General features: G+C 43.8%; 14 protein-coding genes. All 14 read left to right on the top strand.

Going from position 1 to position 17,149, the window contains the following annotated elements:
- The first annotated feature begins 12 nt into the window (after positions 1-12).
- The 14 genes from NV379_RS01505 to NV379_RS01440 all read left to right on the top strand — a co-directional run bounded on the left by NV379_RS01505 (position 13) and on the right by NV379_RS01440 (position 17,120).
- Positions 13-1,902 carry a beta-N-acetylhexosaminidase gene (locus tag NV379_RS01505; RefSeq protein WP_258205492.1) on the top strand — a complete coding sequence of 630 codons (1,890 nt, stop codon included), beginning with the start codon at positions 13-15 and terminating at the stop codon, positions 1,900-1,902.
- 25 nt (positions 1,903-1,927) lie between these two features.
- Complete coding sequence (locus NV379_RS01500; RefSeq protein WP_258205491.1) at positions 1,928-2,839, top strand: ABC transporter permease; 912 nt, start codon at positions 1,928-1,930, stop codon at positions 2,837-2,839.
- A gap of 13 nt (positions 2,840-2,852) precedes the next feature.
- Entirely contained in the window at positions 2,853-3,740 is an 888-nt protein-coding gene (locus tag NV379_RS01495) for a carbohydrate ABC transporter permease (RefSeq protein WP_258205490.1), read from the top strand.
- Positions 3,741-3,791: 51 nt separating this feature from the next.
- Positions 3,792-5,396, top strand: a complete 1,605-nt coding sequence (locus NV379_RS01490; RefSeq protein WP_258205489.1) for an extracellular solute-binding protein — start codon at positions 3,792-3,794, stop codon at positions 5,394-5,396.
- Positions 5,397-5,408: 12 nt separating this feature from the next.
- Positions 5,409-6,551 carry an ROK family transcriptional regulator gene (locus tag NV379_RS01485; RefSeq protein ID WP_258205488.1) on the top strand — a complete coding sequence of 381 codons (1,143 nt, stop codon included), beginning with the start codon at positions 5,409-5,411 and terminating at the stop codon, positions 6,549-6,551.
- Positions 6,552-6,575: 24 nt separating this feature from the next.
- Entirely contained in the window at positions 6,576-8,354 is a 1,779-nt protein-coding gene (locus tag NV379_RS01480; RefSeq protein WP_258205487.1) for a prenyltransferase/squalene oxidase repeat-containing protein, read from the top strand.
- A 160-nt stretch (positions 8,355-8,514) separates the two neighbouring features.
- A complete protein-coding gene (locus tag NV379_RS01475; protein ID WP_258205486.1) occupies positions 8,515-10,785 on the top strand; it encodes a type IA DNA topoisomerase in 2,271 nt (756 codons plus the stop codon).
- A 12-nt stretch (positions 10,786-10,797) separates the two neighbouring features.
- On the top strand, positions 10,798-11,526 hold the full coding sequence (gene ung / locus NV379_RS01470) for a uracil-DNA glycosylase (protein ID WP_258205485.1): 729 nt from the start codon (positions 10,798-10,800) through the stop codon (positions 11,524-11,526).
- A 21-nt stretch (positions 11,527-11,547) separates the two neighbouring features.
- Complete coding sequence (locus NV379_RS01465) at positions 11,548-11,967, top strand: MarR family winged helix-turn-helix transcriptional regulator (RefSeq protein ID WP_258205484.1); 420 nt, start codon at positions 11,548-11,550, stop codon at positions 11,965-11,967.
- A gap of 96 nt (positions 11,968-12,063) precedes the next feature.
- Entirely contained in the window at positions 12,064-12,816 is a 753-nt protein-coding gene (locus NV379_RS01460) for an SDR family NAD(P)-dependent oxidoreductase (protein ID WP_258205483.1), read from the top strand.
- 22 nt (positions 12,817-12,838) lie between these two features.
- Complete coding sequence (locus tag NV379_RS01455; RefSeq protein WP_258205482.1) at positions 12,839-13,216, top strand: steroid Delta-isomerase; 378 nt, start codon at positions 12,839-12,841, stop codon at positions 13,214-13,216.
- A gap of 179 nt (positions 13,217-13,395) precedes the next feature.
- Complete coding sequence (locus NV379_RS01450) at positions 13,396-14,844, top strand: spore germination protein (protein WP_258205481.1); 1,449 nt, start codon at positions 13,396-13,398, stop codon at positions 14,842-14,844.
- Positions 14,845-14,865: 21 nt separating this feature from the next.
- On the top strand, positions 14,866-15,990 hold the full coding sequence (locus tag NV379_RS01445) for a GerAB/ArcD/ProY family transporter (protein ID WP_258205480.1): 1,125 nt from the start codon (positions 14,866-14,868) through the stop codon (positions 15,988-15,990).
- Positions 15,987-17,120, top strand: coding sequence for a Ger(x)C family spore germination protein (locus tag NV379_RS01440; protein ID WP_258205479.1), 1,134 nt, complete (start codon positions 15,987-15,989; stop codon positions 17,118-17,120). The genes NV379_RS01445 and NV379_RS01440 overlap by 4 nt, the downstream gene beginning before the upstream one ends.
- Positions 17,121-17,149 lie beyond the last annotated feature (29 nt).

The following is a 17,149-nucleotide window of genomic DNA, read 5'->3' as shown; positions in this document are numbered from 1 at the left end:
GGGGTGAAGGTAGTGAAAATCCATCTTCAGGGTGATCTGACAGACGACATGTACCAAGGTGTATCTTATTTAGAGAATGAAATGAAATTCGAGCTGCATCCAGATGGATTACTCATCCATGTGAAGCAGCAAGCAGGGCCACTTGTAGTCATATGCGATGAACAAGTTGGGACGATCCACTATGAGCAGCCTGTCCATTTCTATCGTGCACTGGGATTGTTTCTTGAAAATATGCAATTTGGCAAACGCTTTCATGAAACGGAAACTCCGCAATTCGAGACCGTTGGGGTCATGTTCGATGTCTCTCGTAACGGGGTTCTGCGGGTAGATAGCATCAAGCGCTTCATACGGTTGATGGCTGTTATGGGAATGGATACTCTCATGTTGTACACGGAGGATACATATACAATCGAGGATCTTCCATACTTCGGTTATATGAGAGGTAAATACAGCTTTGAGGAGTTAAAAGAATGCGATGATTATGCAGCTATTTTCGGTATTGAGATGGTTCCTTGTATTCAAACTTTAGGGCATTTAACACAAGCATTGAAATGGGATTATGCAAATGGAATCAGGGATACAGATGATATTCTGCTTGTAAGTGAAGAGAAGACGTATCAATTTATTGAGAAAATGATCACGTCGATCATGGCTCCTTTTCGCAGCAAACGGATACATATTGGAATGGACGAAGCCCACGGGCTGGGACTTGGGAAGTACTTAGACAACAACGGGTACCAGAAGCGATTCGATTTAATGAATGCGCATTTGCATCAGGTACTGGCGATCACAGAAAAGCATGGACTAGAGCCGATGATCTGGAGCGATATGTATTTCCGTCTCGGCTCTAAACACGGACGTTATTATGATCCTGATGTACATATTCCACAAGAGGTCATTGATGGAATGCCCGCAGGTGTTCAGTATGTGTATTGGGATTACTATCATGCGGATCAAGCTTTCTATGAAGACTATATTCAAAGGCATCAAGCATTCGGCTCAAACCCGATATTCGCAGGTGGGGTATGGACTTGGACAGGGATTGTACCGAATTACGGGAAGACATTGCGTACAACGAATGCGGGACTTCAAGCATGTAAACAATTAGGTGTGAAGGAAGTTATCGCAACGATGTGGGGGGATAACGGAGCTGAAGGAAATTATTATGCTGGGTTATTGGGATTGCAGTTGTTCGCAGAACATGCCTATGCAGCTGATGTTCTAGATGAGAAATTAGCGAGAAGATTCCATACGTGCACAGGTGGTAATTATGAAGCGTTCATGAATGTGAAGTACTTGGATGAAACACCGGGTACGACACTTGATAACTTGGAGGAAGCGAATCCGTCTCGGTACTTATTGTGGCAAGATTTATTGTTGGGAATGTTCGACCATCATGTGGCAGCACTCGATCTTGTGAATCACTACACCCATTGGGAAGCGAAGCTGCAAGGTTATGCAGATACAAGTGGAGAGTGGTCATTCCTATTCGATGTGTACGTGAAGTTAAGCCGAGTACTGCGGCTCAAATGCGACCTAGGGGTTCGGATTAAGCAACATTATGATAACAAGGATTTAGCGCGAATTAAACATCTTGTAGATCACGATCTTGTGAACTTAACTCAACTTGTCCATGAATTACGTGCAGCACATCGGAAGCAATGGTTCATGACGAATAAAGCATTCGGCTGGGAAGTGATCGATATTCGTTATGGCGGGTTAATTGCTCGATTAGAGTCAACAGCGTACCGACTTGCGGAGTACACCTATGGCTTAATTACGGAGATTGAGGAGTTAGAGGAGAGTAGGCTTGTGTTCGAATCATTTTACGGGTGGGAAGAAGGATCACTGGGTCATTGTAATTTGTACCATCGGATCGTTACGCCAAGTTCATTTATTTAGTGAGTAGAAGGTGAGGAATCGGTTTATGAGATGGCGGGCGATTAAGAAGGAGCTTAGTCATAACAAGTGGTTGTACATCATGTTTCTTCCGGTATTTATTTGGTTCATCCTATTCGCGTATTGGCCGATGTATGGGCTTGTGATTGCTTTTCAGAAGTATAACGTGGTCAAAGGAATTTCGGGAAGTGATTGGGTGGGGCTGAAGTATTTCAAGCAATTTTTCGCTGATCCTTACTTTTTCCGGTTAATACGAAACACCTTGCTTGTTAATATTTATGGTTTGATCTTCGGATTTCCAGTTCCAATTATCTTAGCCCTTTGTTTCAATGAAATTCGGAATTTGTTATTTAAAAAGATTTCGCAGACGATCAGCTATTTGCCTTATTTTATATCAACGGTTGTGGTGTGTGGGATGGCCTTAACGTTCTTCTCGCCAAGCGTAGGAATTATAAACGTAATTCTAGGAAAGTTCGGTATTGAAAGTATTTACTTTTTCCAAGATCCTGCATATTTCCGTACGCTCTATGTGTTGCTAGGAATATGGCAAGGAGCGGGATTCTCCGCCATTATATACATCGCTGCATTGTCTGGCATTAGCCCTGATTTGTATGAGGCAGCGAAGATTGATGGAGCCAACCGTTGGCAGCAGATTCGTTACATTACGCTTCCAAGCTTAGTTCCGACAATTATTGTGATGCTGCTGCTTAATCTTGGTGGGATGCTCAATACGGATTTTGCTAAAATCATCTTGCTGTACAATCCAGCGATTTATGAGACGGCCGATGTTCTTAACACTTACGTCTATCGACTTGGACTCAAAGAGTCGAATTACAGTTACGCGACAGCAGTCGGCTTGTTCCAAGGTGTTGTTGGATTCATCCTCGTGTATGGGGCTAATTATATCAGTCGTAAAGTAAATAAGACGTCACTGTGGTAGAGGAGGATTTGGTATGACGAAGACTTTGAAGAAGTTGGGCAATGGAGATACATGGTTCTCTCTCCTTGTTTACGTAATCATTATTAGTATGTGTGTTGTTACGCTATATCCATTCCTCTATATCATCAGTGTGTCGATCAGTCAGACAGATAGCGTGACACGTAATGAAGTGTTGTTATTTCCCAAAGGGTTTAATCTTGCTGCTTATGAAACTGTGCTTAGTTATAAAGGAATTATGATCGCTTATGCCAATACGATCTTCTACACGGTGGTTGGTACGTTGTTTAGTTTAATGCTAACAGTGTTAGCTGCTTACCCCTTATCACGTAAGGATTGGAAGCTGCGCCATTTTGCCTCTATCTTCATCATTATTACACTCTGGTTCGGTGGGGGAATGATTCCGTTCTACCTCGTCATTAAGGAATTGCACTTGCTCAATACGAGAGCGTCAATCATACTCTATGCGGCCATATCGACGTTCTACATCATTATTGTTCGCTCCTACTTCGAAAGCTTGCCCAAAGAGATGGAAGAATCAGCGAAGATGGATGGTGCGAGCGATATTCGAATCTTTTTCCAAATTGTACTGCCATTATCTAAGCCGGTTCTTGCCGCAATTGGACTTTATTATGCCATTGGTAAATGGAACTCGTTCTTCTGGGAGATGATTCTGCTTAATAAAGAGGATTTACTACCCGTTCAAGCGTTACTTGTGCGAATTATTCGAGAAGGCTCATTTGACAAAGAGATGGAACGCGCGCTTGTTCAACATGCTTCGGTGCTTCCAATTACGATTCAATATGCTGCCATTATTATTACTTCATTGCCAATCATTGCGCTGTATCCTTTCCTACAAAAATACTTTGTGAAAGGGGTGATGATTGGTGCCGTTAAAAGCTAGATGCTGATCAAGGTTTGTCATATACGCCAAATAATAATGGAGGTCTTCGAAATGAGAAGAACAATGAAATGGAAATCCATGATTTTACCTGCAATGGCCTTAACGCTAATTACATCAGCATGTAGCAGCAACACAGCAAGCAGCACCAATTCCCCGAGTACGAATACAACTTCTTCAACAGATGGGAATAGCAATGCAAAGCCCGTTAAGCTATCGATCTTTATTACAAGTCGTGCGACAGATGCGATGTATTCGAATGAGACAATGATCTGGAAGGAACTTGGCAAGAAACTGAATATTGAGTTTGAATTTATTACAGGCGATGCGAAGACAATGAACGATAAGTTCCCGATTATGGTTGCATCAGGTGAAATTCCAGATATCGTATCGGGTCGAATTCGTGATTTTAACAAGTTTGGTGCACAAGGAGCTTTTCAATCATTGAACGAATTAATAAAGAAGGCTCCTAACATTCAGAAATATCTCATGGACGACAAAGCTGCTAAGATGCAGACGATGGCTGCTGACGGCAATATGTACTCCATTCCAATGCTATCCGCTGTTCGTACTTCTGAAGGCCCACTTGTACGTAAAGATTGGCTAGATAAGCTCGGTTTACCGATGCCAGAGACGATTGATGATTGGTATACGGTACTTAAGGCGTTCAAGGAAAAGGATGCCAACGGCAATGGCGATGCGAATGATGAAGTTCCTTTTGCCACAACAGGTACGCCTGATACGTATTACTTGAACTTTGCAGATGCTTGGGGAATCGATCTCAATGCGGATGGACGCTGGATGGAAGAAAGCGGGAAGATGGTATTCACCCCAATTGATCCAAGAGCCAAAGAATATTTAGCGACGATGAATAAATGGTACAGTGAAGGGCTGCTCGATAAGGAGATGCTGTCCCGCCAAGAGAAAGATTACACGGCGATGATCTTTAATGATAAAGTCGGTGTGACGAATCACTGGGTCGGTTATGTTGCAGGGTTTAACGCAAGACCTGAAGCGCAGAAGATACCTGGATTTAACTTCCAAGTCGCACAGCCTCCTGTATTGAAAAAAGGTGACAAACCACTTACGAGCAGACAACAGCAAATTACGGTGCCATGGGCTTGGGCAATCGGTAATAAGAACAAGAATGTCGAAGCTACAATGAAATTATTCGACTATGTGTACAGTGACGAAGGACAATTGCTGCTTAACTTTGGTCTGGAAGGAGACACGTATACGAAGTCGGGTAATGACGTGAAATATACTGATAAAATTACGAAGAATGCGGATGGGTCTGCTAAAGCGTTGTACCGGATTGGGGCACAGTCACTCATTGGTTTCCGCCAAGATGCACGTTATGAGAAAGCTTCCTGTGTAAGTGATGATGCTTGTAAGCAATTGTTTGATTACGTTGATCATAACTACTTCAGAGATCCAGTTCCGTCGCTAAAATACACAGAAGATGATGCTGAGAAGTTCAATGAAATTTCTACTCCAATGAATACGTATGTTGATGAAATGATGAGTAAGTTTATTATTGGTCAAGAGCCAATAGGGAAATTTGATGATTTTGTTGCAAAGGTGAAATCAATGCGTTTTGATGAAGTGAATCAAATTCAGCAGAAAGCCTATGCGAAATACAAGGAAATGTCAAAATAGAAAGGTCATGCCATGAAACATGTTCGCGGGAATTTGTTCTTAATGAAAGAAATTAATCGCTCTACCATTCTAAGTATGCTACAACGGGAAAAAGCGTTGTCTCGCGCGGAAATTGCACAGACAACAAAGCTTAGTGCAACGACCATTTCCTCTCTCGTTGATGAGTTGATTGCAGAAGGTTTTATCGTGGAATTAGGGGAGAAGTCATCACCAGGAGCAGGTAGAAGGGCAATCATGCTTGAGATAAGCAGGGACAATGGATTCGTGATCTCTATTGGTCTTGGGAATCGTATATTCTACGGCACATTATCGAATTATCACAATGACGTGATCGCAGAGATCACGGTACCAGCTGTGATTGGGCATGAGAATGTGCTCGAATGTATACGCACATGTGTCTCGAAGCTTGCAGCTAAAGCGAATATTCAAGATTTGTCGATGATCAAAGGAATCGGTATTGCATCCCCTGGCATTGTCGATGAGAGTAACGAAACGATTACGTATTCACGTTCATTAGGATTGAAAGATTTCGAAATTGCGCGTGAGCTGCAAGCGTATTATCCAATCCCAATTCATGTCATGAATGATACGAATGCAGCAGCGTTTGCAGAGTATTATTTGCTCGGCAATTCTGATGTGAAGAATGTGCTGTATGTGTGGATTTATGAAGGTGTAGGTGCAGGGCTGATTGTAAATGGTCAGGTACTGTCTGGTTATAAAGGCAGAGCTGGGGAAGTTACGTTCTTGAATGATTACTTATATGACGCTCCGAGTGTGATTAAGCAGGCAAATCGGCAAGCAGCGAAGTACGATCCGAACACTATTTTTGAAGAAATCGAAGATGTCATTCAAGCTTATGAAGCAGGTGTTCCGTGGCTAGAGACGATGATGCGCCGTGTGCTGCAAGTCTTAAGCAAAGCAGTAGCGATCATGATGAATCTGCTTGGACCTGAGCAAGTCATTCTTGATGGTTGGTTCATTAAGTCACCGAAGTGTATGGCAATCGTTCATGATAATCTTGAAAAATATAGTGTTCACACGCCATACGAGCCAAGCCGAGTAACCTCAGCGCAATTAAGGGAGAAGAATTATGTAGTCGGTGCTTCCACCATCATTCTCTATCAACTTTTCAAAGAAAAAGTATTGTTAACTTGAGTTTTGAGGAGAGGGAAGATGATCATGACAAGACAATTTGTGATCAAGAAAATCGGTATAGTAGTTGTAGTATGTATGATGCTACAAATGTTGCCCTATTTCATGAAGTCGTCTCAGGCTACTGTGAACGCTAATGCGACGAGTTCCTTGAACTGGCTGAAAAAGCAGCTGGATGCACCTGTTTATCCAGTAGCAGTGAGTATTACGAGCAACAATGGAACAAGTGTTGGAATTGTATCGGGAACAGTTGGCACTACGAATGCACCACTTCCTACTCATACCCTTCAGACGAATCCGAATATCAAATCCACGCAATCATACCCGAATCAATATAGCGGAGTTGTAAGTGGAACTTGGGGTGGCATCACGAATCGCAGTGATTATTCGATCTATGTATTCGATGAAACCGATATTGCTTACAAGAAAGTGGAGGTTACGCTGAATGCGAATGGAACGTGGTCAACAGGAAGTTTAACATTTAACGGAAAGCCAGTAGTCGCACTTGTGAAGAACAACAATACGGTAGTCGGTTTATTGAATGAATTCGTGAAGAAAACCGTAGTTGAATATGAGGTGTACACATTCGCGAAGTCGGATGCACTCTATTACCAGACAAAAGCTCCGATTTACGAAGATGGAACGTTCTCTACGCGCAAAGTGCCTATTTTTAATGGGCAAGATATTACAGGGTATACGACTCCAGACAGTGTGGGTACGAAAGTCGTTCAAGTCGTACGCAAGTCAGATGGGAAAGTACTCTCAACGAGTGAATTGCCACGTCTTGATCTGATTCGCTCGTATTACATTCCACTTGAAGATTCGCATAATACGCTTGGTGTAGATCGCCGCAGTTGGATTTATGACGATGCCCTTGCGGTCATTGCTTTCTCGTTAGCTGGGGATCAGACACGCGCCAACAAGATTCTTCAACAGCTGCAAAATTTGAAAAACCCAGATGGCTCATTATATTTCTCCTACGATACATTCTCGAATGATTTCGATAACAAGAAGCGTAGTGGAGCGATTGCATGGGTGGGGTATGCTGCTCTACAATATGAGAAGAAGTTCTCAAGTACGACTTATCGTGGGTTCGCGACGTCACTTGCTGATTATTTGCTTACATTGCAAAGTCCAACAACAGGAAGTATTAAAGGTGGACCAGATGTTGCGTGGTACTCAACAGAGCACAACGTGGATAGTTATTTCTTCTTCCGCGACTTGGGGCAGTTAAGTGGCAATGCAACTTATCAGAATGCAGCGACTGCAGTAAAGAATGCACTTCTGGGATCGCATTGGAATACGACGGAGCAGCGATTCAATCAAGGGATTAATGATCCATCAGGTTCGCTCGATGCGAATTCATGGGGTTCGATTTTCCTGGAGTCTATCGGCAGACATGATCTTGCGGTTACGGCAACGGCATACTTGAACAATTTTAAAGTTAACAATGTCCCGTTCGTTAAGAGTAGTGATCTGAATAAATACAACATGACTTACGAAATCCTGGGTCTAGTATCAGGCTATAAGCCTTATCTACCAGACAACAATGATTATGTAAATGCACCGAGTGTCATCTGGACAGAAGGTACTTGGGGTGTAATCAATCTATTCGAGCGTCAGGGGACGAATGCGACTGCCTTGAAGCAGTCCATGTACGATATTCAATCGGCAGATCCAACTGGAGGAACGGTCTATACGAATGAGGGTTATGCGCCTCTGCCTTATGAATTCTACGTGTGGCCATCTGTTGCAGCTAGCGCTTGGGCGTATATTACAATCTATAATCCTACAAGTATTTGGTAATGAAAAAAGAGTCTGTGGCGATCGTACGCTGCAGACTTTTTTGCTGCTAGGGTTATACATGAACCTTCGTTCATGGTATGATGGACGTTAACCCCCATTTTACTTCGGTCTTCCGAGCCAAAGTGGGGGTTCATTCTCGCTAAACGAGGGGTTAATTGTTTTGAAAACGTTGATTATTGCTGAAAAACCGGACATGGGGCGCAATATTGCAGCTGCAATTGAACCACGGTCCCTTAACAAACGAACCTATATCGAAGGTGACAATTACATTATTACATGGGCAATCGGTCATTTAATTGAACTTGCAGAGCCGGATGCTTATGACCCTAAATATAAGAAATGGAACATCGGGCATCTGCCAATTATTCCAGAGACATTCCGTCTAATCCCTAATCCACGGACGAAGGATCAACTGAGTGTGATTGCAGATCTTGCCAAACAGTGCGGAGCAGTCGTTAATGCATGCGATGCCGGGCGCGAGGGTCAGCATATTTTTGCACTCATCATGCGCTATTTGCAATTGAAATTACCAGTGAAACGACTTTGGATATCGGACTTAACACCAGAGACAATTCGTCAGGGATTTGCGGAACTGAAGGAAGGTTCGGAATATGCGAATTTGACGAAAGCAGCGCGGGCACGAAGTGAAGCAGATTGGGTTATTGGGATGAATGGAACGCGTGCATTTACAACGAAGCACAATGTGCTGCTATCAGTGGGTCGTGTGCAGACTCCCGTTCTTGCCCTGCTTTATGAGCGTCAGAAGCTGATTGAGTCGTTCGACTCCTTAACGTTCTACGATCTGGAAGCGACTTTTAAACAAAATGAGACCGAGTACAAAGGCATGTGGCAGGGTGATCGGCTGACAGACCCTGAGAAAGCGGACAGGCTTTTGCAAAAGGTAAAAGGCAAAGAGGGCAAAGTACAGTCGTATGAAGTGAAGGATACGAAGGAATATCCATTTAAGCTGTATGATCTTACGCTATTACAGCGGGATGCGAATGCAAGATTCGGATTTTCTGCGAAGAAGACACTCGACATTGCACAGTCTTTGTATGAGAAGCATAAAGTTATCTCTTACCCGCGTACGAACTCGAACTATGTGAATGAAGCGAACATTCCACAGATGCATAGTGCGCTTAATGCACTGCGTGGTACGGCTTATGATGAATGGGCACAGGGAGCTAATCGAGCACTCGTGAATGCCAATAATAAATCGATTTGTAATCCGGCGAAGGTAGAAGATCACCATGCAATTCTGCCTACAGGTAAGCGAAGTACAACGCTTTCTACGGATGAGAATAAGCTTTTCGATCTCGTGATTCGAAGATTCCTATCTCAATATTACCCAGCAGCCATGTACAAGCAGCATACGGTCATTACGGTCGTAGAGGGGGAAGAGTTCAAGACGAATATTAAGCAATTGCTGTCCAAAGGCTGGAAAGCAATCTACGAAGAGCTCAAGCAAGAGAAGCGAACGAGCAAGAAGAAGGAGGAAGATGAGGAAGACGAAGCAGCTGAAGTAACAGATGATTTCTCCGTTGTAGAAGGTCAAGCTTCGACTTGTACGGATGCGATTGTGAAAGAGAAGCAGACGCAGCCACCGAAAGCTTTTACAGAAGGAACACTACTTAAAGCAATGGAAAGTGCGGGTAAATCGGTGGAAGATGAAGAGCTTCGCGAAGCGATGAAGGATTCGGGACTTGGAACTCCAGCTACGCGTGCTGCGACGATTGAACGCTTAAAGAATGTAGGATATATCGAAGGACAGGGTAAGCGAATGGTGATCACGCTGAAAGGTCGAACTGCCATTGAGCTGATTCGTAATGCGGGTGTTGAACTGCTGACTTCCCCAGAGATGACAGGTCAGTGGGAACGACGGTTGAATGCGATTGCCAAAGGAGAAGCTTCGGATGAACAGTTCATGCAGCAAGTGAAGCGATTCGCAGCATTTATCGTGGATAAAGTAAGGCAACAGAGTCGAGCGGCACAGACAGACTTTGGTGAAGTCGATGGAGCAGGCGGTAAAGGGAAGGGTAGTGCCAGTAAAGCAGGTAAAGGGAAAAGTGCGGATGGCTCGGCGAAATCAACATCGAAGCCGAAGACAGCAACTCGTAGCAAATCGACTGGAGCAAGTGCAACTTCCAATCAAGGGCCAGTTCCCGTAACAACTTGTCCGCGTGAAGGCTGCGGCGGTACGATCATTATGGGCAAGAAGGGCTATGGCTGTTCGAACTACAAGACGGGCTGCGGCTTTGTCATCTGGAAGGATAGTTTCGGGCGGACATTGACGGAAACCCAAGTTAAAGCATTAATTGAAAAAGGCAAGACGGCAAAGCTAAAGCTTACAAGTGATAGTGGTGAAGAGTTCGATGGTCGTATTCAGTTAGCCGATGCATCTTCTGGAAAATTAACGGTTGAACGTGTGTAAGGAGAGCGAAGGATGAAGCAAGTTCAAATGTGGCAAGATCAGTTGAAGAGCGACTGGAAGTCTATTCTAGGCGAGGAATGGAATAAACCGTACATGCTGGAATTACTTGCATATATGGCGGATGAATACCGAGACCATGAAGTGTTTCCTGCGCAGGAGCAAGTATTTGCCGCGCTTGAAGCAACACCTTATGAAGCGACGAAGGTTGTTATTCTGGGACAAGATCCTTATCATGGAGCGGGTCAAGCGCACGGTATGAGTTTCTCGGTACAACCTGGTGTAGCTATTCCTCCTTCTCTTCGCAATATGTACAAGGAATTACATAGTGATCTGGAGCTTCCAATTCCTACTCATGGCTGTTTACGAGCTTGGTCAGAGCAAGGCGTGTTGCTACTGAACACGGTACTAACTGTGCGTTCTGGCGAGCCATTGTCACACCGCAAGCGGGGTTGGGAGACATTTACGGATGAAGTCATTCGACAATTGAATACGAAGCAGGAGCCTGTCGTATTTATTCTATGGGGGAATGAAGCGATTAAGAAAGCGGAGATGCTGGATCGCAGTCGTCATCACATCCTAACTTCCGTTCACCCTAGTCCGCTATCTGCACGTCGTGGATTTTTCGGATCACGTCCTTACTCGCAGACGAATGAATTTCTAGTCCGTCATGGACTTACGCCGATTGATTGGTCCATACCCGAATATGTGATCCAAGCAGAGGAATTATTTTTACACAATTAGCAGTTTAAAGGGGCGGCGAACATGGACAATCAGTTTCAACAATTCGAGCGAGATTTCTCAACCGTATATCGGAAAATCGCATCGGAATACAGCAAGACACATACAGGTGGTGTATCCGGTTCACAATATTTTCTACTCCAGATGTTAGGTGAGGGTCCCAAGACGGGGATTGAAATTGCGGACACGCTTGGGGTTACTCTACCAGCCGTTACGAGCATGACGAAGAAGCTTGCAGCAAACGGCTATATTAAGCAAGTACGTTCGGATGTCGATAGACGCTATGTCTTCAATCATCTAACAGAAGAAGGTAAGACACAGCTCGATCTCATGCACAAAGATGGTTTGCATATTCTCACTCGAATGATTCGCTCACTAACAGAAGAAGAATTCAAGCAATTAACCGAAATTTATCATAAAATGAGTGCCAGATTTCAGGAATAGCCGAAAGCTGGTTTTTTTATGAATTGACATAATAGTTAAATCTATTTATCATTAAATTAGTTAAATAAATTCTTTGTAGAAAAGGAATGATGATAAATGGGTCGTTTAGCAAACAAAGTAGCGATTATTACAGGTTCTGCTGGTGGTCAAGGTAAAGCGGAAGCGCTTTTATTTGCACAAGAAGGTGCGAAAGTTGTCGTAACTGACGTACAAGAAGGTAAAGTACAAGAAGTAGTAGCGGAAATTAAAGCAAATGGCGGCGAAGCAATCGGTTTCTACCAGAATGTTGCTTCTGAAGAAAATTGGGTTCAGATCGTTAAAGACACGGTTGAAGCTTTTGGAAAAATCGATATTCTCGTGAACAACGCTGGAATTACGAGTCAATATCCACTAACAGATGCTCCACTTGATCACTGGAATAAAGTGATGGAGATTAACCTTAATGGTACTTTCCTTGGAATGAAGCATGTCGTTCCTGTCATGTCGCAAAATGGTGGCGGTTCCATTATCAATATCTCTTCCATCGCTGGTCTTACAGGAAGTAGTGGTGCGAGCGCTTACACAGCATCCAAAGGTGCGGTTCGTATGCTTTCCAAAGCAGCTGCGATCGACCTTGCGAAGCAAAATATCCGTGTTAACTCCGTTCACCCGGGTTACATTGAAACACCGATGACAGCAGGTTTCTTCGCAGATGAGAACATGCTGAACTGGTTCAAGGCACTAACTCCACTTCCGTACCTAGGTAAATCCGAAGACGTAGCAGCGGGTGTTCTGTTCCTTGCATCTGATGAATCCAGATTTGTAACAGGTATTGAACTGCCCATCGATGGCGGTCATTCCGCACAATAAGATAGAGAAGGGAGATGTCCAAATGCAATCACAATCCGAGATGAAAGCAGCTCTGCAAAGCTATGTAGACAACTTTAATGCAGGAAATGCGGAGGGCGTTATCGCACTATTCGCACAGAACGCGACAGTTGAAGATCCGGTGGGTGAACAACCACTAGAGGGAATGGAAGCAATTACAGCATTCTATACGCAAGTGATCGCGTCAGGATCAAAGCTTACGCTTGCAGCACCAATTCGTGGTTCACACAGCAACTCCGCAGCGATGGCATTCGTTGTTGAAAGTAATATGGATGGTCAAATCATTCACATTAATGTAATTGACGTTATGACATTCGATGAGTCTGGCAAAATCTCCAGCATGCGCGCATACTGGGGACCTGAAGATATGCAAGTGATGTAGTTGTTTGTTTAACGGAACCGTTACCTGATACATTCAGGTGGCGGTTTTTTTGCGGTTGACCATGTCCAGCGATTTAATTTCGCATAAGATCCTTGATGTAGGGAATAATTTGTATAATTATCCATTAAAGAATAAATAATCTCATTTTCTGCCATCATTTCTTAGGAGGGATTCGATCAATGGACCAATTGTCGACAGATCTGCGAGAGCAATTACAGAAGCATTTTCATAAAAGTGCAGATGTGACAGTGCGCTCAATATCTTCTGAGATGGCCGTTTGCTTTGTGCCTGAACTTATTGACAAGGCACATTTAGCTGAATTCATCTTAAACCCTCTACAGTGTTTGGATAAGAGACCGACAGGAGAGCAGCTTGTGGATCTGCTTCCCATCGGCGAAGTCCAATCTGTGAACTCTCTGAAAGAGGCAATTCCCTTAGTTGCGAGAGGCTGGGTATATATTGCAACTTCACAGGGTGGCGTTGCGGCGAACATTTCCAGTATGCCCAAACGGGCATTGGTTGCTCCACAGAATGAGGCTACCATCCTTGGTCCATTGCTTGCTTTTACAGAGGCTTTGGACACAAATACTGCCCTATTGCGATCATCTATCCCCGACACTGCGCTGTGCAACGAACAGTACCCGATAGGAAATGTCAGAGAAACAACAGTTAGTCTATTGTACTTGGATAGTCGAGTGGAACAGTCGTGTGTAGAGCTTTTGCGCGAACGAATTCGCTCGCTCCGTACCAATGACATTACGGGAAGCTCAGAATTGATGCACATGCTGCAGGACAATGATGCTAGTGTATTTCCGGAGATGATGCTGACGGAACGTGTTGATATGGCGAGCAGATCATTGCTGGAAGGGAAGATCGTTCTTATTGTGGATGGCAGTCCGCTTGCGCTTATTGGTCCAAATGAGTTTGTCGATTTTTTTCTATCGCCTGAGGATCGTTATTTAGGCTGGAGCATTGGGACCTTTCTTCGTGTCCTGCGTTTATTGGGTCTAATGTTTTCCGTGTTTCTAACCCCAGCCTATGTTGCAGCACTTACTTTCCATTATGAAATTATCCCATCATCTCTACTTGTTTCCCTAATCGAATCTCGTTCAAGAGTTCCATTCCCTCCCTTGTTCGAGACTCTTATTCTGGAGGTTACAATGGAACTGCTTCGTGAAGCAGGAGCGAGATTGCCTACTAAGGTAGGACAGACAATGGGTATTGTAGGCGGTATCGTTATCGGGCAGGCGGCCGTTCAAGCTGGATTTACAAGCAATATTCTGATTATGCTCGTTGCACTCGCGGCGCTTGGCTCTTTTGCCATTCCCGATTATTTGATGAGCAGCAGTCTCCGGCTTGTTCGCTATCCCATGATCATATTTGCAGGGTTATGGGGAGGGGTTGGCATTGCTTTTATTTCGCTTTTCGTTACCTTGCATTTACTACGACAGACAAGCCTTGGAAAGGCGTATTTTACTCTGATACACCCTACGGAAAGAAAACATGATGCAACTCACGAACTGCTGCTCCCGGAACCGCACGGTTTAACCTCGAAGGGACATAATCTGCGCAAACTTGTTAAGTCTTTCAAGTTTCGCTCCTTATGGATGGGAGACATCGAGGAATAATTACAACTTAGGTGATGAAGGATGACAACTGAAGGGCTAACAAAACAACCGTTTTCTTTCAAGGCATATATGCTGCTGTTCCTAATATGCAATGCTCAAATTGGCGTGGGCATATTTGGCTTTCAACGCTTTGTTTACAAGGCTGCCCAACATGATGCATGGATTTCTGTCATTCTTGCAGGAATAGCGACCCACATTTCTGTATGGATAATGGTAACTACGCTGCGAAAGCATCAATCACTCGATCTGTATGAGATTCATCAGAAGCTCTTCGGCAGGTGGATTGGCGGAGGGATAAGCATCCTGTTTCTCGTATATTTCCTCTCAAACATGACGACGATTATACGGACGTACATAGAGGCGTTACAGTCCTGGATCTTCCCGGATTTTCCGACTTGGTTGCTCTCGCTCATCCTGATCATTTTAACGGTTTATGGAAGCTTAGGCGGGATCCGTGTTGTATTGCAGCTTAGCGTTATCAGCCTTTTTTTAATTTTGAGCATACCAATTTTGCACTATACTCCACTGGAATACGCAGTGTGGAGCCGAATTTTGCCGATTTATGATACCTCACTTCCGCAGTTGCTAAATGGAGCGATGAAGATGGGATTTACGATAGCAGGATTTGAGGCTATCTATTTTGTATACAAGCGGGTCAAGGATAAAGAAAATGTGATGAAGTATACACAGGTAAGTGTGTTATACACAAATATCCTGCATCTCTTTATTATGCTAGTCTCCATTGTCTACTATAGTGACCAGCAGCTTCTCAAAACGATTTGGGCCTCGATTACTCCACTGAAAATCATTAAGTATCCTTTCTTGGAGCGAATTGAGTTTGTCGTCACGCCTTTATGGATGTTCGTTGTTCTGCCTGGGTTGATGCTGATGGCATGGATGCTGCTAAGGGGCACCTCATTCTTGTTTGGATGGCATCAAAAAGCGACTTTGTATGGGATGGCTATGATCGTGTTTGTAGCCTCGTCGATGATTCGGAATCGAGGACAAATTAATGCCATAAATGATTATCTCGGCTTCATTGCAATTTCCGTGTCCTATATTTATCCATGCTTACTGCTTGCAATTACCTACTTGGCTGAGTGGAGGAAATCGAAAGCAAAAGCAAAAGGGAGAGATGGGGGATGAGAAAGTTATGGCACAGACTTATACTTGTCATGATAGGCATATGTGTACTCTCGGGATGTGTTCATTCGAATGTCCTTGAGAAGCTGGGATTAACGATCGCTTTGGGATTTGATAAATCAGCTGATAACAAGCTATATGTGACTTCTGCTCTCCTCAATCCCGAGGCAGGAGCAAAAGAGAAAATTAAAGTTATATCTTCTTACGGTAACAGCAGTAAAGGAACTCGTATTAACAACAATCGCCAACTGTCCAATTCGCTTGTGAGCGGACAGATTCGGGTTGCAATGTTTGGAGAGGAACTAAGCAAAGAGGGTATTATTGAAATTGTAGAGAATATGGCCCGTGATCCGTTTTTTGGAGATATGATTTATTTATCAGTTAGCAGGGGGACATCGCATGAATTGCTGAGCATCAAAAATACCAAAATAATGAACATTGGCATGTTTATGTATGAAATGCTTCAACAGCATATAAAGGAGGAGTGGGTTCCTTCCTGTACCATGCACGATTTTCGCAGCGACTTTTATAGTGCTGGCAAAGATCCTATGCTTCCAATCATAAATCAGCACGAGGGAGGAATCGAGATTGAAGGACTTGCTTTATTCCACGATGATCATCTTGTAGGCTCCATTAATCCGAACGAGGCGTATTTGCTCAAGTTATTGCGGGGTAAACAGAAAGCCAGGCTAAAGGAGCTGCGGATAAAGCGAGAAAGGCTGCGCCCATACATTCAGGAGAGCAATGTTCTTGATGGTGAAGTGAAGGTAGTTGTCTCTGCCTTGAATAGCAAGGCTCGAATTCGGCTTTTGTCTAAAGAACAATTGGAGTTTAAGGTAAATGTGAAATTAAATGTGGAGGTCGAGGAGATTACAGAACTGTACGACTTCAGTAATCCTGCGGCAACAGTCCTGCTTCAGCAGGAAATAGCCAAATCGATGACAGAAGAAATCAACCGTCTCGTTCAGAAGATGCAGCGCCTCAATTCGGATGCAGTCGGATTTGGCGAAACCTACAGAAGCTCAGTTAGGCACTCACAGCTTAGCAGAGATAAATGGCATGACATGTTCCCGCAAGCGAAAGTTGAAGCTGATGTAAAAATAAATATTGTCCGGACAGGGACAATTGAATGATGCTCCTTTTTTAGGTAGGTATCTACTCT

The sequence above is a fragment of the Paenibacillus radicibacter genome (assembly GCF_024721995.1).
Lineage (GTDB): Bacteria > Bacillota > Bacilli > Paenibacillales > NBRC-103111 > Paenibacillus_AM > Paenibacillus_AM radicibacter.
This window is presented reverse-complemented; position numbering and strand designations above follow the sequence as displayed.

Coding starts and splice junctions, on each gene's coding strand:
- NV379_RS01500 (WP_258205491.1), top strand. CDS start 1,928: ATGAGATGGCGGGCGATTAAGAAGGAGCTTAGTCATAACAAGTGGTTG.
- NV379_RS01495 (WP_258205490.1), top strand. CDS start 2,853: ATGACGAAGACTTTGAAGAAGTTGGGCAATGGAGATACATGGTTCTCT.
- NV379_RS01490 (WP_258205489.1), top strand. CDS start 3,792: ATGAGAAGAACAATGAAATGGAAATCCATGATTTTACCTGCAATGGCC.
- NV379_RS01485 (WP_258205488.1), top strand. CDS start 5,409: ATGAAACATGTTCGCGGGAATTTGTTCTTAATGAAAGAAATTAATCGC.
- NV379_RS01480 (WP_258205487.1), top strand. CDS start 6,576: ATGACAAGACAATTTGTGATCAAGAAAATCGGTATAGTAGTTGTAGTA.
- ung (WP_258205485.1), top strand. CDS start 10,798: ATGAAGCAAGTTCAAATGTGGCAAGATCAGTTGAAGAGCGACTGGAAG.
- NV379_RS01465 (WP_258205484.1), top strand. CDS start 11,548: ATGGACAATCAGTTTCAACAATTCGAGCGAGATTTCTCAACCGTATAT.
- NV379_RS01460 (WP_258205483.1), top strand. CDS start 12,064: ATGGGTCGTTTAGCAAACAAAGTAGCGATTATTACAGGTTCTGCTGGT.
- NV379_RS01455 (WP_258205482.1), top strand. CDS start 12,839: ATGCAATCACAATCCGAGATGAAAGCAGCTCTGCAAAGCTATGTAGAC.
- NV379_RS01450 (WP_258205481.1), top strand. CDS start 13,396: ATGGACCAATTGTCGACAGATCTGCGAGAGCAATTACAGAAGCATTTT.
- NV379_RS01445 (WP_258205480.1), top strand. CDS start 14,866: ATGACAACTGAAGGGCTAACAAAACAACCGTTTTCTTTCAAGGCATAT.
- NV379_RS01440 (WP_258205479.1), top strand. CDS start 15,987: ATGAGAAAGTTATGGCACAGACTTATACTTGTCATGATAGGCATATGT.